Source organism: Aquimarina sp. AD1 (assembly GCF_003443695.1).
In the GTDB taxonomy this organism is placed as follows: Bacteria; Bacteroidota; Bacteroidia; order Flavobacteriales; family Flavobacteriaceae; genus Aquimarina; species Aquimarina latercula.
Genome location: NZ_CP031966.1, coordinates 3,804,848 through 3,824,326, shown reverse-complemented (window position 1 = coordinate 3,824,326; position 19,479 = coordinate 3,804,848). Strand labels below are relative to the sequence as shown.

Sequence of the window (19,479 nt, the reverse complement as noted above, 5' to 3'; positions counted from 1 at the left end):
AGAGGTTTAGTAAATTTTATAATTCTTTATTGTTACAAATCGAAACCAATGTCAACTCCAAGCTTGTTAGCTATTAGTTTATTGATTCGTTGTTTTAGTTGAGGTATTTTTACACTTTCTAAAACATTGTTAGCAAACGCATACATAAGTAGCGCTCTTGCTTCTTTCTCTCCAATTCCTCTAGATCTCATATAAAATAGGGCTTGATCATCTAACTGACCAATAGTACAGCCGTGAGAACATTTTACGTCATCCGCAAAAATCTCTAGCTGAGGTTTAGAGTTAATCGTTGCTTTATCACTTAATAAGATATTATTATTAGATTGAAAAGCATTCGTTTTCTGTGCTTCTTTGTTTACAATGATTTTACCATTAAAAACACCAGTAGCTTTTTCGTCAAAAATACCTTTATAATCCTGATGACTTTCACAATTAGGCTCTGTATGATGCACTAATGTATTGTGATCTACATGTTGTTTGCCTTCAATAATTGTAACTCCATTAAGTATAGAGTCAATACCTTCTCCGTATTGATAGAAATTTAGATTATTTCTAGTAATATTACCTCCAAAAGCAAATGTATGCACAGAAGCAATACTTTGTGCTTGCTGCTTTATAAATGTGTTATCTATTAAAGAAGCAGATTCATTATCGTTTTGTATTTTGTAATAATCAACAATAGCTCTTTTGTCTACAAAGATTTCTGTTACAGAATTTGTAAGTACAGGATTAGGTGTTAAACTTTGGTGGCGTTCAATAATCTGTACATGTGAATTTTCTTCTACAACGATTAGATTACGAGGTTGTAAAAGTTGAGTTGATTCTTTTCCTGTAGAAAAATGAATTATTTGTATGGGCTTATCTGCAAGCTTATTTTTAGGAATATATATATAAGCTCCTTCTTTAGAAAAAGCAGTGTTCAATGAAGTTAAACCATCTTTTGGTGCAACTTTATTAAAATAGTTGTCGACTATCGGTTTATACTTATCATGATTTAGAGCAGATGACATTAAACATACATCAATCTTATCGTGTGTAGTCTCTGATAAGTGAGAGGAATATTTACCATCAATAAATACTATTTTATATGTATCTAAATCATAAAGAAAGTATTTTTTTACATCTTTAAATTCTAGTGCATTTTCTTCTTTAGGGAAAATACTGTAATCGTGTTTCAGTATAGAATTTAGTGAAGTATATTTCCAAGCTTCTTCTTTTTTCGTAGGGAAGCCTTTTTCTTCAAATACCTTTATAGCTTGGCTTCTGATATCATGAATAGGCGCATCTACATCTACCGTGTTTTCAAAAGCAAGAAAAGAAGATACTAATTTTTCTTTCAGCTCCATAATTATGCGTTTATCTCTTCTTTAATCCAATCGTACCCTTTTTCTTCTAATTCTAAAGCAAGTTCTTTAGTTCCAGATTTTACAATTTTACCATCATATAAAACGTGTACATAATCTGGTACAATATAATCTAATAGTCTTTGGTAGTGGGTAATGACAATAACAGCATTGTCCTTACTTTTTAATTTATTTACTCCATTAGCTACAATTCGTAATGCATCAATATCTAAACCAGAATCTGTTTCATCCAAAATAGCAAGTTTAGGCTCCATCATTGCCATTTGGAATATCTCATTACGTTTTTTCTCTCCACCAGAGAAACCTTGGTTAAGCGAACGAGATAAAAATTTACGATCAATATCTAATAGTTCAGATTTTTCTCGAATTTTCTTTAACATATCCTTTGCGGGCATTTCTTCTAACCCTTGTGCTTTTCTAGTCTCGTTAATTGCAGTTTTCATAAAGTTAGTAACCGTAACTCCAGGAATTTCTACAGGGTATTGAAATGAAAGAAATACACCTTTATGGGCTCTTTCTTCTGCAGCTAACTCTTCTATATCTTCACCATCTAAAAGAATATTACCTTCTGTTACTTCATATTCTTCTTTTCCTGCAACAATACTTGCTAATGTACTTTTACCAGCACCATTAGGACCCATTATTGCGTGTACTTCTCCTGCTTTTACATTTAGGTTAAGACCTTTTAAAATCTCTTTATCTTCAACGCTAGCGTGTAAATCCTTAATTTCTAACATCTTGTATTTTTGTTTCTTTTAAATAATTTTTTTAATGATTATGACCTTCATGTCCTGATGCATCAGGCTGTAATGTCGAATCCGAAGACTTTATTTTAGTAGGCAATTCTGAAGTTGGTTCACTAACACCAACAATTTCTTTTATTTCTACAACTTCTGGCCAGCCATCTTCTGTGTTTTTCTTCACGACTCCTTTAATTACCACAGGAACCATATCATATTCTTCTCTTTGTAAAGGCTTTATTTTTTCGTTTAATTCATTAGCTAAATCGTCAATGATTACACCATAAATAAAATCTTTACCTTTTATAACACCTGCATTATCAATCAATATAAACTCTCCACGTATTAAAGTGGTTTCGGAATCTGATGATTGAGATTTTTCGTTTTTACACGAAAAAATTAATAAGCTTACGATGACAAGGAGAAATGATTTTTTCATTTGTGTGAATTAGTTAGTTATACGCTTTATCCAACAGAACCTTCAAGAGAAATTTCTAGAAGTTTTTGAGCTTCTACCGCAAATTCCATAGGAAGTTTATTTAATACTTCTTTACTGAAACCGTTAACGATTAGAGCAATTGCTTTTTCTGTATCAATACCTCTTTGATTACAGTAAAATATTTGATCTTCTCCAATCTTACTTGTAGTTGCTTCGTGTTCTATTTGAGCAGTTTTATTCTTTGCTTCAATATATGGAAACGTATGAGCTCCACATTCATTGCCCATTAGTAAAGAATCGCATTGAGAAAAGTTTCGAGCATTGGTTGCTCTACTATTAATTTGTACCAATCCTCGATAACTATTTTGGGATTTTCCAGCAGAAATTCCTTTTGATATGATGGTACTTTTAGTGTTCTTTCCTAAGTGGATCATCTTGGTTCCTGTATCTGCTTGCTGAAAGTTATTAGTTACAGCAATAGAATAAAATTCACCAACAGAATGATCTCCTTTAAGAATACAGGATGGATATTTCCAAGTTACAGCTGAACCAGTTTCTACTTGAGTCCAAGAAATTTTAGCATTTGTTTCGCAAATCCCTCGTTTAGTAACGAAATTGTAAACACCACCTTTTCCTTCTGCATTACCAGGATACCAGTTTTGCACTGTAGAATATTTGATTTCTGCATCATCCAATGCGATTAATTCTACAACTGCAGCGTGTAGTTGATTTTCATCCCGTGAAGGAGCAGTACAACCTTCTAAATAACTTACATAGCTACCTTGGTCAGCTATTACTAAAGTACGCTCGAATTGACCTGTTCCTGCTTGATTAATCCTAAAATAGGTAGATAGTTCCATTGGACATCTCACACCTTTCGGGATATAACAAAAAGATCCATCGCTAAAAACTGCAGAGTTTAAAGCAGCATAAAAATTATCTTTTTGAGGAACAACAGATCCGATATGTTTACGTACTAGTTCTGGATGTTCTTGTATTGCTTCAGAAATAGAACAAAATATAATGCCTTTTTCTGCAAGAGTATCTTTAAAAGTGGTGGCTACAGAAACAGAATCCATAACAATGTCTACTGCCACACCTGCTAATTTCTTTTGTTCATCCAAAGAGATACCTAATCTTTTGAATGTATCCAGTAATTCTGGATCTACTTCATCAAGACTGTCATATTTTGGCTTTTTATTAGGTGCCGAGTAATAAGAAATATCTTGAAAATTAGGTTTTTCGTAATTTACGTTTGCCCATTCAGGCTCTTCCATTTGTTCCCACACTTTAAATGCCTCAAGTCTCCAGTCAGTCATCCATTGAGGTTCATTTTTTTTCTTTGAAATCGCACGAACAATATCTTCATTTAGACCAACAGGAAATGTTTCAGATTCTATATCGGTATAAAATCCGTACTCATATTCTTTGGTTTCTAATTCTTTTTTTAAGTCGTCTTCAGTATATGCCATCTTGCTAAGTCTTAAGGGGTAGCTTAAGATCTTTTTTTAAATTTTTAAAGGGAAAAACTTTCTCCGCAACCGCAAGTTCTGTTTGCGTTTGGGTTATTAAAAACGAAACCGGTTCCGTTAAGACCTCCGGAATATTCTAGGGTAGTACCAATAAGGTATAAAAAGCTTTTTTTATCAACAATTATTTTTACACCGTTGTCTTCAAAAACTTTATCTCCTTCTTCTTGAGTTTTATCAAATTTTAAGTCATATGATAAACCGGAACAACCTCCACTTTTAACACCTACACGGACGTAGTCTGAAGAAGCGTCATAACCGTCATCACTCATCAATTCTACGACTTTCTTTTTAGCTGTGTCTGATACCTTAATCATATTTTATAGATAGATTAATTCTAAATTGAATGCAAATATACTACATAAGTAGGTTTTATTTACATAACCTAACATTTATCTAACATATATTGGAATAGGTATAATCTATAATCAATATACTTATGCGTGTGTTTAGTATTTATTTGTAAAATTTAATATTGATTTAAATCAAAAATGAGATTTGATTTTCTAACTGTGATTAATACTTTTTCACAAAACTATAATATTATAATAACATTTTTTTATGACGTGTAATAACAATTTTAACGTTCCTTGAACTAAGGAAATCAATAGAGGAGAGTTGCTTTTTTTGGAATCGTAAATTTTTTTGAAATGAATTCAATTAAGTCAATTTTAATCGATGACGAGGAAGATGCTATCCAATCATTAGAATGGAAAATTTGTCGATATTGTCCGTATATTGAAATTGTTGAGACAATTTCTAATCCTTTAGAGGCTATAAAAATCATGGAAAACACAAATCTTGATTGTGTTTTTATAGATATAAAGATGCCAAATCTTACTGGCTTTGATATTTTAGAGGCATTACACCAAAGAGACTTCTTTGTTGTGATTACATCAGCTTTTGAGAATTATGCTTTAAAAGCGATACAATTTTCTGTGTTTGATTATTTATTGAAACCTATTGATAAGGATGATCTAATGCGCATCTATAAAAAACTTTGTCAGCATATTAATATTAATAACCCTTCTCAATCAACTATAGTAAAACTTTGTGTAAATGGGGTAATTCATTTTTTAAAAAAAGATGAGATTATAATGTTAAAAGCAGAAGGAAATTATACTAAGGTATTTTTAATTGATGACCGTAAGTTGTTTTTATCAAAAACCTTAAAAGAGGTTACAGAGGTATTGCCAGAAAGTTGCTTTTTTAGGGTACATAATTCTTATTGTATTAATCTACGTCATGTACAGGAATACAGAAAGAATCAAGGAGGTATTATAATTATGAGTAATGGTCAGCATGCTAGTATTAGTAGAAATCGAAAAAATGAATTTCTAATAAAGATGCACTAAACCTTTTTTTGTTTGGATTTTCAAAACTTCAACATATGGTTACAAGGAGTATTATTTGTGATTTCTTTATATCCTTTATTGATATACTTCAGAAGTAAAAACAAAATATTTCTTTTTTATAGTCTTTATGTAATTTGCCTTCTTTTTTATTTTTCATATTACGGATCCATTGTTTTTTACGAATTGTTTTTTTCTTATAGAAAGCCAATTATATTCTATGGAGTTCAGTTTTTGGCATATTCTTTTTATATCTCGTTCATGCGAGAATTGTTAGAAACTAAAAAATATGTTCGTAAATGGGATTACATTTTAAACGTTACAAGATGGGTTTTTATAGGTTGTGTTTTTTTGATAGGAATATTAGACGTTTTAGTATCATCAAAAGAACTTTTTGTATTTGTTGCTCTTGTTCTGGTTTTAATGACGGTTTTTGCTTTTGTAAGCTATTTTAAGGTATATAAAATTGAAGCTTCTCAAGTCAAATTACTTATTGCAGGGTCATGTATTTATGTGATTATGGCCAACATAAGCCTTTACTTTTCTTATACTAGATATAATAAATCATTTGATTCTATAATTTTTATGGAAATAGGAGCAATTCTAGAAGTTTTGATTTTTGCTTTGGCGATTGGTAATAAAATTAAGAAAATCTCCGATGATAAAAAAGAAACTCAATTGAGGTTGATGAGGAGTTCATTAGAAGCTTCTGAACTTAAAATAATAGCGCTTAAAGCACAGATGAACCCTCATTTTATCTTCAATGTTCTTAATTCAATAAACAATTATATTCTTAAAAATGATATCGAGAAAGCATCAGATTATTTAACTAAATTTTCAAAGCTAATTAGAAGAGTATTAAAAAATTCTACGGAAAGAACAATTTCATTATCGCAGGAGATAGAAGTTGTTAAAAGTTATGTCGAATTGGAAAGATTAAGAATTAAAAGTGATTTTTCTTTTTGCTTAGAAAAAACAACAGACCTCTCTAAAATAAAAATTCCTCCGCTTTGTTTACAACCATTTATTGAAAATGCTATTTGGCACGGTTTACAATCTAAAAAATCAGAAAAACTATTACAAATTAAAATTAAACAACCTGACAAGGAAAGTGTGGAAATAGAAATTGTAGATAATGGCATTGGAAGAAAAAATGCGTCAGAATTAAAAAACACTTCGGATAACGGCTCGTTTGGATCAAAGGTTACAAGGGAGAGAATTCTTGCGATACATCCTAAAAATAGATTGTTTATAGAGGATTTTGAAAAAGAAAACGTATTAGAACCAGGAACTAAGGTTACTATTCATTTACATAAATAGCAAGCTATCATTCTTTATGAACCATCTACTAAATATTTTAAACCATCTACTAATATTTAGAATTCTGTAGTACTTAACTTCTATAACTTTGATAGTGTGTCTATTTTGAATACGCAGGTATTTAAGGACAAAATTGATTTTGCGCAAATCAAGAAACCTAAGAACTATATTGTTCACTAACTCTTAAAACAATTTTATGAAAACCGTAAACAAAGTTATCGTTAAAATGATGCAGATTGCATTGGTTTTAATGTTTGTATTTTCTTGTACAAAAGATGAAACAACAGAGGTGTATCAAGAACCGGATGCACTGGTGGAATCTGAATATGGACTAGAAGCTATTTCTGATAAAGAAATTCCTCAAGAAGTTCTAAATCAGCTAGAAACAACAAAAGATAATTTGGAAAAATACATGAGTGATGTATTACAAATTGTTGATTATACCATCATAGGAAAAGTTCCTAATGCGAAAAGTTTAAATATGACTTTTGAAGCAATATCAAAATCTTCTTCGACTGTAGCTTATGGTAATATTATGGATCCCGAAACAGTTGTTGTTGGGAATTTAAACAAGTTGCTTCCTAGTAAAACGGAGGAAGGAACTGATCTTTTAAAAGAATATGCATCAGATCAAATTAAAGTAGGAGATAAAGCAATCGAATTGACTTGGAACTATAAAGGAGAAACTTTCAAAACAATAACATTTTATAATGATGAAGGTATTACTTGGGATAATCTTATGATAGGTCTTATTATGATGAATCCTGAACCTGAAATGGAACTTAAGAATAATGCTAATGAAAAAGCTGGCGTTAGGTGGAATTCATACAAAAGAAGCTGGTATGGAAATTGGCTTTGGGGTTCTAGAAGAGGAACTATTTATTATGAAATTACAGTGTATCATACTAATGGTACAGTCAGTAATACTGATATTACTGATTATGGACATATGAATATTGGATCTGCTAAATCAGAAAGTAGAGTGTTAAAAGAAACAGGGAGTTATGGTAGAGGTCAATATGCCTTAGGTCTTTGTACACCAATCGCTTCATTAAAATTTAACGAAGACAATTTTGAGGTTTCTGTAAGCGGAGTAGGAAGCAATATTATTTCCAATGGAACTAAGTCTCTTTATCCAAATTAGATAGGGTTAGAATATTAAAATTAAGATATAAAAAGAAAGCTGTGAATAAATACTATTTGTCCACAGCTTTTTTTAGAATTCAGAAAAACGATTATCGTTTACAAAATTATCATCCGTTAATGTTTTTAAAAAGGAGATAATTTGATTTTTTTCTTCTGCAGTCATAGGAATTCCTATAATTGTTCCATCAGTATTTTTAAAAATAGGATCTATTGTTTCTGAGTCAACCATACCGTCACTATAATGATCTAGTACATCATTTAATGTTTTTAACCTACCATCGTGCATGTAAGGAAAGGTTAATTCGATATTTCTTAACGTAGGCACCTTAAACTTATGTAGATCAGAAGCAAGACCAGTAACACGGTTTCGGCCTATATCATTATATTCTGGATCCACTGGTAATCCGTTATTACGATATGATTGATCTGTCGATAGTGTTCCAGAATGGCAAGAAGCACATTTAGAGGTGAATAATTCAAAACCAGCAGCTTCATCATCAGTAAAAACAGACCCTTCGTTTCTCTCAATTTTATCGTATTTAGAGTTTGATGAAATCATCATAATCATAAATTGTGATAACGCTTTGAGTAAATTTTCAGAGTTGATTTTTTGATCTTCAAATGCCTCGGCAAACAGCGTTACATATTCGGGTTGTTCTTCGAGTTTTTTAATAATACCTGAAAAAGACTCATTCATTTCTACTTCTGCGGTAATAGGAATAATAGGTTGTAGATCTAAATGTATGGCAGCACCATCCCAAGTAAATTCTTTCATAAATGCGAGGTTGTGCAATGGTTGTGCATTGCGTGTGCCAAGGGCCCCATTTACTCCATGACTTACGATATGTGTATGATGTGTAAAAGCAAAATCTTGAATATGACAGAATCCACAGGATATAACACCATCAGAAGATAAGCGACCATCATAAAATAGTTTTTTACCTAATTCGAATCCTTTTTCTGTAGGAGGATTAAGAGTTACATTATACGTTGGTTCTGGGAAGTTGGACGGAATTGTAAATTCCAGCTCCGGATTTTGATTAATAGGTACATAGTCTTCTTTATCAGAACCACATGCGACTCCAAGAAGAATTAAGACTATGTAACCTATTTTTTTTATCATTTAATTAGAACTGTTTATAGTAAACATTGTGCTTATATTTTCTGCTAAAATAGGTGCATTTATAGGATCTACTTGAACATCACTTTTTTGCTGAAGAGAATGAGTATTTGTACTGTCAAAAATTTTAGAAACATCTGTATCAATTGATAAGTTAGAAGTAACCTGATCTTCAATGGTAATAGTATTGGATATATCTAATGTAATTTCTTTATAATTATCCAAAACTTCTCCATGACTTCCTATGTGTAACAAAAAATCACTAGCAGTTCCTCCTTGAGGAGTAAAGGAACCTTCAAACTTAACAAACTTGTAACCTGCGGACCAAGACCACAACATTCCTTGTTCTTCTGCTGTTGGAATAAAATTAGCGACCCCGTTTAGAGGATAATTAGATTGATCAACTCCAACACCGAATTTGATTTTAGTATATTCACCAGTATCAATATTGCTAAGCGAAATTTGCTTGCTCGATGATACCTCTTCATTAATTAAGAAATAACTATCTGCAACTGGATATATAAACTCATCTCCGTTTTCTTTTATCAAAACAATATTACTAATGATATATTTTAGTTCAGAAACGGTATAATTTTCATTACTCTGGTTATCGTAAGATTCTGTATTTAGTACTAAAAGTTCAGAACCAACTTTATTAATGAAATCTATATCTAAAGCACCAAACTTAGGAGTATTGTCGATATCTATTACATTTGGATCATCATCTTTACAAGATAATATAGTTATTAGAGTGAGCATTATTAGCGTGAGTTTTTTCATTTTTTGTGTTTTTATTATTTATATTTTATAATTAAGAGGTCTTTAGATCCTTTATTATTTGGGATGTCAAAATCATTACTTTCTGAGTTCCCAACTACTACTATTTTTTTATCCGAAGTTTGGATACAACTAAAACCAATATCATTCGCACTTCCACCTGTTGTTTCGTTCCATAATATATCACCATTGGCATTAATTATTATATTCCAGAGGTCAGCCTGACCTTTATTGTCTGAAACATCTTGGTCAGTACTTCTAGTGTTTCCTGTGAGTATAAAATTCCCATCATCCATTCTATGAATTCCTCTACCGGTGTCAAATTCTGTTCCACCAATAGATTTTTGCCATATAAGATTACCTGTGGTATCAATTTGTATGACCCATAAGTCCGCAACTCCCTTGGCATCAGTTATGTAGCCATCATTACTTCTAGTATCCCCTACAATAATATATTTTCCATCGCCTGTAGCTTCTATTGTATAGCTAGTATCAATTTGCGAGCCTCCAAAAGATTTTTCCCATACTAGGGCTCCTTCAGAATTAATTTTTATAATCCAAAAATCGTAACTACCATTGTTATTGGTGATATTTACATCTATACTCTCAGATGAACCAATCATAATATAACCTTCATCTTCTGTTTGTATTACATCGTAACCCCTATCATTACCAGTTCCTCCAAAATAATGATTCCATTCCTGATTTCCTTCAGCATCCAGTTTGATTCCCCAAAAAGAACTACCACCGTGCAATGTGGTAACATTTTTGTTAGCCTTCCCACGATCATTAATATCTGCTGCCTCAATAAAGCCAGTAATAAAATAACCATTATTTGCAGTTTGTATGACAGAAAAAGCTTGATCAATACCACCAAAACCAAAACTTTTTTCCCAAGAAATTTCTCCTGTTACATTTGTTTTGATCATCCATAAATCCTGAAGTCCCGCATTGGTACTTACATCCTCATCATTACTTCTACTATACCCAACTATTACAAACCCACCATCTGTGGCTTGTATTAGTTTTGTTGCGCTATCCTCATTGGTACCACCATAAGTTTTGCTCCATAATAGATCGCCATTCTGGTTTAATTTAAGCAACCAATAATCACTATCTGTTGCTGTTTTATCAATGATATCGCCATCGAGACTTTGCGTAAACCCAGCAATTGCATATCCTCCATCTAGTGTTTCTACTACAGATACTGCACTGTCTTCATTGCTTCCACCAAAAGTTTTGCTCCATTCTATCTCACCCTGAAATTCACTATCTGGGGTAATTACAGGTTCATTGGTGTTGTTATTATCTTTGCTGCAACTTATCAAATTGATTAGTATAATAAAGACGGTTGAGGTTTTAAAGAAGTTCATTAATTTTTCATTTCGTAATTTGAGGTATACTTTACAAAATTACTGTTGTGAGTAACAAAATAAATTTTCACTGTTTTTTAAAAAACATAAATTTCTTTAATAACGAATTCAAAGCCTTATTTATTATTTATATTTTATTATTATAATATCCTTATTTCCTTGATTATTCGGAACGTCTATATCATTGCTTTCAGTACTACCAACTATCAAAATCTTTTTATCTTGCGTTTCTGTACATCCTACTGCAAATTCTGCTAAAGATCCACCAATGGTAGATTTCCATATGATATCTCCAGTACTATCAATTAGAATATTCCAGATATCACTTTGACCCTGATTTTCATCAACATCTCCGTTATTACTTCTGGAATTGCCGGTGATAATAAAACCACCTTCTTGTGTAGCATAAATTCCTCTTGCCGTATCGAACTCTGTTCCTCCTAATGATTTTTCCCAGATTAAATTCCCATTATCATCAATTTGAATCATCCATAGATCGGCGTTTCCTTTAGCGTTAGAAATATCACCATCAGAACTTCTAGAATCCCCTACAATAATATATTTTCCATCACCAGATGTTGCAATTGCGTATCCAACATCAATTTCAGAACCTCCAAAAGATTTTTCCCAGACTTTAGTTCCTTCTGCGTTAATTTTAACGACCCAAAAATCATAGCTGCCATTAGGAGCACTAATATCAAAATCATCACTTTCCGAAGACCCTATCATTAAAAAACCTCCATCTTCGGTCTGTACTGTGTCATAGCTTCTATCATTATTTGTTCCTCCAAAATAACGTCTCCATTCTTTGTTTCCTGAAGCATCTAATTTAATTCCCCAGAATTCTCCAACTCCATGTTTTTCAAAAAATGTTTTATTATCATTTCCCTCACCATTACTAGCTGTAACATCCAGAAAACCGGTGAGGAAATACCCATTATCAGTAGTTTGTACAACAGAAAATGCACGATCAATACCAGGAAACCCAAAAGATTTTTCCCATTCTAAATTTCCGGAAGCATCAATTTTTACAATCCAATAGTCTTGTAGTCCTGCATTTTCACTTACATCACCATCAGTACTTCTACTATAGCCAACTAAAGCATAACCACCATCTATGGTTTTAATAATTCTTTGTCCACGATCATCTCCAGTACCACCATAGGTTTTACTCCAGAGAATAGTTCCTTCCGTAGAAAGTTTTAAAACCCAAAAATCACTATCGGTGGCATCTTTATCGGTTATATCACCATCAATACTTTGTGTGTATCCAAAAACAACATAACTCCCGTCTTCAGACTCTATAATGGATAAAGCATCATCTTCTCCACTTCCTCCAAAAGTTTTAACCCATTCTACGGTTCCCTGAAAACCGTCATCTGGATTTACAGGAGGTGTAGAAGTTGTATTATCATCACTGCTACAACCTACAATACTTGTAACAAGAAAAACTAATAGAAATTTATGAAAGAACTTGAATTTACACATGTGTTAGTATTAAATTATCTTTTTATTAAACGTTTGGTAATCTGGTTATTATCGTTAAAAACTTTTAAAAGATAAACTCCAGAATTTAAACTTGAGACGTCTATTGTTTTTGTAACGTTTCCTTTACTTATCAATTGTCCGGTAATGGATATAATTTCATACGATGCTGTTTGATCTGTATTTAAAAATACTTCTAGGACTTGACCAAATACTGGATTTGGGTATATTTTCAACGCCAGAATATCTTCATCCTCATTACCAAAAACCGGAATGATATTAGAAGTTACTATCTGCTCATTATTAGATCTTCCACAAGAACCTTCATAGATCTTTACAGAAGAAAACTCTGAGGTATTACCAGAACCACTATCATTGTCATTTATAAATACCAGTCTGTCCATTGTTCCTGTATAGAAACTACCTACTGGAATTACATATGTTGTAAAATCATTACCGGAATAGTTATCATAGTTGGTAACACCGTAATTTTGTGTACCATGAACTTTGAAATATCTAGTGGAAGTTAAGGTGTTATCATTTTCAAAACCAATAGCATGAATTTCTCCTTGAGACGAGCTTCTAAACTCAAATTCAATTACGGTATTGGGAGTTACAGTATAGTTATAAGGAATATATTTCCAAGTATTATTGGTTAAAGATAATGTTGTACCTGTATTATTTACAACAAAGTCGCCAGCTGAATCCTGATTGGAGAATGGCGTGATCTGAAAATCTCTAAAATCAATACTATCACAAGTTGGAGGAGGAGTGTTACCATCCGTAATATTCACATCATCTAAGGCAATATCGCTCTGCCATCCCTGAGAACCACTTCCTGTTATAGTAATAAATCGTAATTGAACACTTGCTTCTCCAGAATATGAGGATAAATCTATTGTTGCAGCATTCCAGTTGTTTCCTTGATCTCCGTTTCTGTTAAAAATAGATGACCAATTTCCTTGGTTGTCAATTCTTGCTTCTACTGTTAAACTGTTAATAGCGCTTCCTAACATGTGATACTGAAATGTTAAGCTCGGTGATGTAAGATTTGTAAAATCTAAACAAGGAGAATTTAAAACTGCGCTTTTGTTTGGATAACCTGTTCCGTTACCAGAAGCTTCTACATAGATATAGGTATTACCATCTGAGGCAGTGGTTGGACCTGTCCCTGTGGAAGGAGTACCTCCAGAATCTCTAGTCCAATTTAGGTCATCATCAGAAGCATTTTCCCAAAACCCAAAACTAGATTCAAAACTTTCACTAAACGGAAAAGAATTTACGACTGAAGAACAGTCATCTCCACCACCATTTCCGGGTTCACTTTTTCTTACTAAGAAAAAACCACCTTCTATGTCACTTATAACTATATTTCCACTGTTGAAATATGGATATATATTCCAAGCTCCATTAAAAGAAGCACTATTACTAGATGGATACGTGTCAAAATATCCAATTTCATTAATATTTGTATTACCTATATCTGCAATATCAATAACTCTAAACCCAGCTCTATAATTAGCCAAATAAAACTTATCTCCTTTTACATATCCATTATGATCAATAGCTGGAGTAGGTCCATTATATATCATATGTTGTTGCGGATTATCTAGATCTTCAAAATCAAAAATAATAGTCCTTGTATTAAAACCTACACCTTGCTCATCTGTCTCGTCTCCTAAAAGAAAATATCTCATATCATCAGTGAACCACCCTTGGTGGGTATATCCAATATTTGTATACTGTATGGTAGAAATTGTTGTTGGATTCGATTTATCGGTAATATCAGCAATTACTACTTCGATCTCATTACTTCCGATAAGAATTTCTCTTCCGTTATAATCTGGATCAGGACCGTTATAGGTAACTACTTGAGCATCGTGAGTATAAGCTCTTTGGCCTCCTGATAAAAAACCACCAGCATTGGTTGGGTTTTTAGGATCTTGAATATTCACAAACAAAGGTCCTCCGTTGTAGGGCCCAGAACCTCTTTGTGCTCCTACAATATAAGCAAATCCAGTATCTTCATTAATTACAATATTATGTGCGTTTCCAAATTGAGTATATCGAGTATCTGCAGAAAAAGTAGTAGGAGGATTAGAAACGTTACGCAATCTAGTAAGATCAAAAACCTGCATACCGTGACCAGAAGCTTCACTTACGATAAAAGCGTGATTATTATAAACCTTAACATCTCTCCATAGACTATTACCTGTTGCGGTAGGGAGTTTTCCCAGATAAATTGGGTTAGTGGGGTTAGAAATATCTATAAATGCTGTACCATTGTTTAAACCAATAATTGCATATTCTTTGGATGTTTGCGTATCTGTCCACCCCCAACTGTCATTTCCAGAGCTAGCGTTCATTTGAGAAAGTGAAATAGTAGACATAAGATCGTAATCTTTACATGGATAAGATCCGGCAAATCCATTGGTACAAGGCGTTTGACTATGGCAAATAGTAAAGCATACTAGGAAGCAAAGAGCTAAGGTTAGTCTTTTCATGAGTTTGTGTAATTTTAGAAGTTAGTTAAACTAGTTAGTTAGACTAGCGAATTACACAAAATTAATCTAAAAAAACCCAAACTCGGTCCTAGCTTTCCACACTATTTATCCGGTTTAACCGTCTCGTAATCAGTATTTAATTTAATTGCTTTAAATTTATAAGCTATTTGTTGCGTTATTATTTAATAATCAATTTTTTAGTTACCTCATTTATTTTAACAAGATATATTCCTGGTGCGTATGCTAGAGATAATGTAATATTTTTAGCATTATTCGAGTTATGAAACTCTTCGATTTTCTTACCAATGACATTATAAATTTCTATTTTTTCTAAGCCTGTAATATCTCCTCCATCTATTGTAACACTCGCATTTGTAGGGTTAGGATAAATTGCAAAATTTGATTTTTCTTCAAAATCATTTACACTTAGGGTATTAGTTTGTCTAACGAGTAAAAACCCTCTTTCAATATCGCTAATTACGATATTACCACTATTAAAATAAGGATACACATTCCAAGCACCATTAAATGCTGCATTATCATTGGAAGGGTAGGTGTCAAAATAACCTATTTCATTAATATTTTTATTTGCTATATCTGAAATATCAACTATTCGTATACCAGATCTGTAATTCGCTAAAAAGAATAGATTTCCTTTTACATAACCGTTATGGTCGATAGAAGGAGTAGGACCGTTATAATTCATATGAAATGCAGGGTTATCTAAATCTTCGAAGTCGAAGATTATAGTTCTGGTATTAAAACCTACACTTGTTTCATCAAGCTCATCTCCTAAAAGAAAATAACGCTGATCCTCTGTAAACCAACCTTGATGTGTATAACCTACACTAGAATAACTAATCGTAGAAATAGTAATAGGATTATTTTTATCAGTTATATCCGCAATTACAATTTCTATTTGATTACTTCCAATTAGTATTTCTTTTCCAATATAATCGGTATCTGGACCATTATAAGTCACTACTTGTGCATCATGGCTATATGCATCTCCTCCTGATGAAATAAAACCTCCAGCCGCTATTGGATTTTTAGGATCCCTAATATCAACAAAATGAGGTCCTCCACTAAAAGTTGAAGTTCCCACAGCATATGCAAATCCAGAATCTTCATTAATTACAATATTATGTGCGTTTCCAAAACCTGTATATCTTGTGTCCGAAGTAAACGTCTCTGGAGGATTTGTTATATTTCTTAGTCGAGTAAGATCAAAAACTTGCATTCCATGACTAGAAGCTTCACTTACAATAAAAGCATGATTTTGATATACTTTTACATCTCTCCAAGAACTATTAGTCGTTGCTGTCGGAAGTTTTCCAAGATATATTGGGCTTGTTGGATCTGAAACATCGATAAAAGCTGTTCCATTATTTAATCCGATAAGTGCATATTCTTTTCCGCTGGCAGAGTCTGTCCATCCCCAGCTATCATTTCCTGAAGTTGCATTCATCGTAGATAATGGAATTTGAGACATCAAATCATAATCATCACAGGGAAAAGAGCCTGCTATTCCATTTTCACATATTGTTTGAGATTGTAAAATGAATGATAAAAAAAGGAAACTAAGTAGGGTTGTTTTTTGCATGGGTTGAGTTTTTAAGAGTATAATTATGTTATTTTTATGGAGTACTTTCTTTTACTAATATAAATCCAGAGTTGATATCGCTAATTACAATATTTCCACTTTCGAAATATGGATATACATTCCAAGCACCGCTAAATCCAGCACTATCGTTTGATGGAAAGGTATCTATATATCCTATTTCGGTCATCGACATAGATGCAATATCTGAAATATCAATAATTCTAATACCCGCTCTATAATTAGCTAAATAAAACTTATTTCCTTTTACATATCCATTATGATCAATAGCCGGAGTTGATCCCAAATAATTCATATGAAATTTTGGATTATCCAAATCTTCAAAATCGAATACAACTGTTCTAGTATTAAAACCTACTCTTTGTTCATCAAGCTCGTCGCCTAATAAGAAAAACCGTTGATTCTCTGTAAACCATCCTTGATGAGTGTATCCGATATTTTCATAATTGATAGTAGAAATGGTTATAGGATTATTTTTGTCAGTAATGTCAGCAATTACTATTTCTATCTGATTACTACCAATTAGAATTTCGCGACCGGTATAGTCAGTATCAGGGCCATTATACGTTACTACTTGTGCATCATGGCTGTAAGCATCTCCTCCTGATGAAATAAAACCTCCTGCCGCTACAGGGTTTGTAGGATCTTGAATATTTACAAAATGAGGTCCTCCTCCAAAAGTAGATGTTCCTACCCCGTATGCGTAACCGGTGTTTTTATTGATTACAATATTATGTGCGTTTCCAAAACCAGTATATGTTGTATTAGCAGTAAATGTTTGTGGTGGATTAGTTACATTTCTTAAACTAGTCAAATCAAAAACTTGCATTCCGTGGCCAGCAGCTTCACTCACTATAAAAGCATGGTTTTGATATACTTTCGCATCACGCCAAGAACTATTTTCTGTTGCTGTAGGTAGTTTTCCCAGATAAATAGGGGATTCAGGAGTAGAAATATCAATAAAAGCAGTACCGTTGTTTAGACACATAATTACATATTCTTTTCCGTTGCTAGGATCTGTCCAACCCCAACTATCATTTCCTCCAGTTGCTCCCATTTCCGAAAGTGATATTGAGGAAACGAAATTAATTCCACAACTTTGGTAAATCCCTCCGTCACTTTCAGTTGAGCAAGCTATAATTGGAGTATTTGTATTGTCATCATCATTACTACAGCTTACAAAAGATAAAAGGATCGAAATAAATACGACGGGACTAAAGTATTTTTTCATATTTAATTTAATAGAATTAATTATTAACGAAGAGTACATATATATAACAAGTTAATTAAGAAATACCCTATAAACCCATAGTATTAAAGCTACTTAAAAGGTAATTTAGAGGGATTATTTTTTATCCATACTTTGGTTAAAAAGGTAACAAAATTTTATGACTGTTGATATAAAGATGTAAAACGAAGAAATTATTAAAAATTAAGTTTGTAGGGATATAGTATTGAGTACGCAATGGAAATAAAAGAAGTATCTATAGCTAGAAATTGGAGTTAAGTGTTGGCTTTGATAGCACTTATAATTTAATTGTACTCATTTTATAGAGGAAGAAGTAAGGAGAATGTTTGTAATTAGATTTGGAATTATTAAAATCCCGATTTTCGGGATTTTTTTGTGCAATCAAATCACCTTGTTCCCTACCTTTGCATTTATGATTGAAGATAAAAATACATCTAGAACATCGCTTTCTGAATTAGGAGAATTTGGATTGATAGATCATTTGACAAAAAATTTTAACATTCAACAGGAATCTACTATCGTAGGTATTGGTGATGACGCAGCGGTATTAGATTTTAAGGATAAAAAATGTGTTCTTACTACGGATCTTTTGATTGAAGGTGTACATTTTGATTTATCTTATGTGCCTCTTAAGCATTTGGGTTATAAGGCAGTAATGGTAAACCTTTCTGATGTATATGCGATGAATGCAATTGCCACACAGATAACAGTTTCTATTGCGGTATCAAATAGATTTCCTTTAGAAGCATTGGAAGAATTATATTCAGGAATTAAAACTGCGGCAAAAATATATAACGTGGATGTAGTTGGTGGTGATACAACTTCTTCAACTACTGGTTTAATGATTAGCATTACTGCAATTGGACAAGCGGATAAGGATGATTTAGTGTATCGTAATGGCGCTGGAGAAAGCGATTTGTTAGTTGTTTCAGGAGATTTAGGAGCCGCTTATTTAGGTCTTCAAATTTTGGAAAGAGAAAAACAAGTATATAAAGCAAACCCTAATTCTCAACCAGATTTGGATCAGTATTCGTATTTAATAGAGCGACAATTAAAACCAGAAGCTCGAAAGGACATTAAAGAACTCCTTAAAGCTTTAGATGTAAAACCGACTAGTATGATAGATATTAGCGATGGTTTATCTTCGGAAGTTATCCATTTATGCACAAAATCGGGAGTTGGTGTTAATCTTTATGAAGAAAAAATACCTTTAGATCCTGTAGTAATTTCTACTTGCGAAGAGTTTAAATTAAATAGCACAACGGTTGCACTTAGCGGAGGTGAAGATTATGAATTACTATTTACAATTAAACAAGATGATTTCCCAAAGATTAAAGCAAACCCTAATCTTACAGTTATTGGTCATATGACTGATGAGAAAAGTGGAATCGGATTAGTAACTCGGGCTAATGAAAAAATTCAATTAATGGCACAGGGATGGAATCCTATAAAAGAATAAT

16 protein-coding genes are annotated in these 19,479 nt (G+C 32.5%); 4 read left to right on the top strand and 12 right to left on the bottom strand.

Annotated features, from left to right (window positions below):
* Window positions 1-32 precede the first annotated feature (32 nt).
* Genes sufD through D1815_RS16490 form a run of 5 tightly spaced genes read right to left on the bottom strand, consistent with a single transcriptional unit; the run spans window position 33 to window position 4,389 of the window.
* Complete coding sequence (gene sufD / locus D1815_RS16510) at window positions 33-1,346, bottom strand: Fe-S cluster assembly protein SufD (RefSeq protein WP_027394538.1); 1,314 nt, start codon at window positions 1,344-1,346, stop codon at window positions 33-35.
* Window positions 1,347-1,348: 2 nt separating this feature from the next.
* Window positions 1,349-2,101 carry a Fe-S cluster assembly ATPase SufC gene (sufC, locus tag D1815_RS16505; RefSeq protein WP_027394539.1) on the bottom strand — a complete coding sequence of 251 codons (753 nt, stop codon included), beginning with the start codon at window positions 2,099-2,101 and terminating at the stop codon, window positions 1,349-1,351.
* A 31-nt stretch (window positions 2,102-2,132) separates the two neighbouring features.
* Complete coding sequence (locus D1815_RS16500) at window positions 2,133-2,543, bottom strand: hypothetical protein (protein WP_199726747.1); 411 nt, start codon at window positions 2,541-2,543, stop codon at window positions 2,133-2,135.
* A 26-nt stretch (window positions 2,544-2,569) separates the two neighbouring features.
* Window positions 2,570-4,015: a Fe-S cluster assembly protein SufB gene (gene sufB, locus D1815_RS16495; RefSeq protein WP_027394540.1), complete on the bottom strand. Its 1,446-nt coding sequence runs from the start codon at window positions 4,013-4,015 to the stop codon at window positions 2,570-2,572.
* Between the two features lie 44 nt (window positions 4,016-4,059).
* Complete coding sequence (locus tag D1815_RS16490; RefSeq protein WP_027394541.1) at window positions 4,060-4,389, bottom strand: iron-sulfur cluster assembly accessory protein; 330 nt, start codon at window positions 4,387-4,389, stop codon at window positions 4,060-4,062.
* Window positions 4,390-4,722: 333 nt separating this feature from the next.
* On the opposite strand from D1815_RS16490, the gene D1815_RS16485 reads away from it, so the two are divergent.
* The 3 genes from D1815_RS16485 to D1815_RS16475 all read left to right on the top strand — a co-directional run bounded on the left by D1815_RS16485 (window position 4,723) and on the right by D1815_RS16475 (window position 7,888).
* On the top strand, window positions 4,723-5,427 hold the full coding sequence (locus D1815_RS16485; RefSeq protein WP_118388293.1) for a LytTR family DNA-binding domain-containing protein: 705 nt from the start codon (window positions 4,723-4,725) through the stop codon (window positions 5,425-5,427).
* Window positions 5,428-5,439: 12 nt separating this feature from the next.
* On the top strand, window positions 5,440-6,744 hold the full coding sequence (locus tag D1815_RS16480) for a sensor histidine kinase (protein WP_118388291.1): 1,305 nt from the start codon (window positions 5,440-5,442) through the stop codon (window positions 6,742-6,744).
* Window positions 6,745-6,940: 196 nt separating this feature from the next.
* Entirely contained in the window at window positions 6,941-7,888 is a 948-nt protein-coding gene (locus D1815_RS16475; RefSeq protein ID WP_118388289.1) for a hypothetical protein, read from the top strand.
* A 72-nt stretch (window positions 7,889-7,960) separates the two neighbouring features.
* On the opposite strand, the gene D1815_RS16470 is transcribed toward D1815_RS16475, so the two are convergent.
* The 7 genes from D1815_RS16470 to D1815_RS16440 all read right to left on the bottom strand — a co-directional run bounded on the left by D1815_RS16470 (window position 7,961) and on the right by D1815_RS16440 (window position 18,001).
* Window positions 7,961-9,010: a cytochrome-c peroxidase gene (locus D1815_RS16470; protein ID WP_027394545.1), complete on the bottom strand. Its 1,050-nt coding sequence runs from the start codon at window positions 9,008-9,010 to the stop codon at window positions 7,961-7,963.
* Between the two features lie 3 nt (window positions 9,011-9,013).
* Window positions 9,014-9,790 (bottom strand): MbnP family protein, encoded by a 777-nt coding sequence (locus D1815_RS16465; RefSeq protein WP_118388287.1) that lies wholly within the window; start codon window positions 9,788-9,790, stop codon window positions 9,014-9,016.
* A gap of 14 nt (window positions 9,791-9,804) precedes the next feature.
* Window positions 9,805-11,160, bottom strand: a complete 1,356-nt coding sequence (locus D1815_RS16460; protein ID WP_118388285.1) for a hypothetical protein — start codon at window positions 11,158-11,160, stop codon at window positions 9,805-9,807.
* Window positions 11,161-11,283: 123 nt separating this feature from the next.
* Window positions 11,284-12,648 (bottom strand): hypothetical protein, encoded by a 1,365-nt coding sequence (locus tag D1815_RS16455; protein ID WP_118388283.1) that lies wholly within the window; start codon window positions 12,646-12,648, stop codon window positions 11,284-11,286.
* A 14-nt stretch (window positions 12,649-12,662) separates the two neighbouring features.
* Complete coding sequence (locus D1815_RS24105) at window positions 12,663-15,149, bottom strand: choice-of-anchor B family protein (protein WP_118388281.1); 2,487 nt, start codon at window positions 15,147-15,149, stop codon at window positions 12,663-12,665.
* Window positions 15,150-15,327: 178 nt separating this feature from the next.
* Entirely contained in the window at window positions 15,328-16,752 is a 1,425-nt protein-coding gene (locus tag D1815_RS16445; protein ID WP_118388279.1) for a choice-of-anchor B family protein, read from the bottom strand.
* 34 nt (window positions 16,753-16,786) lie between these two features.
* Window positions 16,787-18,001, bottom strand: a complete 1,215-nt coding sequence (locus tag D1815_RS16440) for a choice-of-anchor B family protein (protein ID WP_118388277.1) — start codon at window positions 17,999-18,001, stop codon at window positions 16,787-16,789.
* A gap of 430 nt (window positions 18,002-18,431) precedes the next feature.
* On the opposite strand from D1815_RS16440, the gene thiL reads away from it, so the two are divergent.
* Window positions 18,432-19,478 carry a thiamine-phosphate kinase gene (gene thiL / locus D1815_RS16435; protein WP_027394551.1) on the top strand — a complete coding sequence of 349 codons (1,047 nt, stop codon included), beginning with the start codon at window positions 18,432-18,434 and terminating at the stop codon, window positions 19,476-19,478.
* The last annotated feature ends 1 nt before the right edge of the window (window position 19,479 follow it).

Bases quoted from the DNA above. Each gene is read 5' to 3' on its own strand.
- sufD (WP_027394538.1), bottom strand. From the start codon at position 1,346: ATGGAGCTGAAAGAAAAATTAGTATCTTCTTTTCTTGCTTTTGAAAAC.
- sufC (WP_027394539.1), bottom strand. From the start codon at position 2,101: ATGTTAGAAATTAAGGATTTACACGCTAGCGTTGAAGATAAAGAGATT.
- D1815_RS16500 (WP_199726747.1), bottom strand. From the start codon at position 2,543: ATGAAAAAATCATTTCTCCTTGTCATCGTAAGCTTATTAATTTTTTCG.
- sufB (WP_027394540.1), bottom strand. From the start codon at position 4,015: ATGGCATATACTGAAGACGACTTAAAAAAAGAATTAGAAACCAAAGAA.
- D1815_RS16490 (WP_027394541.1), bottom strand. From the start codon at position 4,389: ATGATTAAGGTATCAGACACAGCTAAAAAGAAAGTCGTAGAATTGATG.
- D1815_RS16485 (WP_118388293.1), top strand. From the start codon at position 4,723: ATGAATTCAATTAAGTCAATTTTAATCGATGACGAGGAAGATGCTATC.
- D1815_RS16475 (WP_118388289.1), top strand. From the start codon at position 6,941: ATGAAAACCGTAAACAAAGTTATCGTTAAAATGATGCAGATTGCATTG.
- D1815_RS16465 (WP_118388287.1), bottom strand. From the start codon at position 9,790: ATGAAAAAACTCACGCTAATAATGCTCACTCTAATAACTATATTATCT.
- D1815_RS16460 (WP_118388285.1), bottom strand. From the start codon at position 11,160: ATGAACTTCTTTAAAACCTCAACCGTCTTTATTATACTAATCAATTTG.
- D1815_RS16455 (WP_118388283.1), bottom strand. From the start codon at position 12,648: ATGTGTAAATTCAAGTTCTTTCATAAATTTCTATTAGTTTTTCTTGTT.
- D1815_RS24105 (WP_118388281.1), bottom strand. From the start codon at position 15,149: ATGAAAAGACTAACCTTAGCTCTTTGCTTCCTAGTATGCTTTACTATT.
- D1815_RS16445 (WP_118388279.1), bottom strand. From the start codon at position 16,752: ATGCAAAAAACAACCCTACTTAGTTTCCTTTTTTTATCATTCATTTTA.
- D1815_RS16440 (WP_118388277.1), bottom strand. From the start codon at position 18,001: ATGAAAAAATACTTTAGTCCCGTCGTATTTATTTCGATCCTTTTATCT.
- thiL (WP_027394551.1), top strand. From the start codon at position 18,432: ATGATTGAAGATAAAAATACATCTAGAACATCGCTTTCTGAATTAGGA.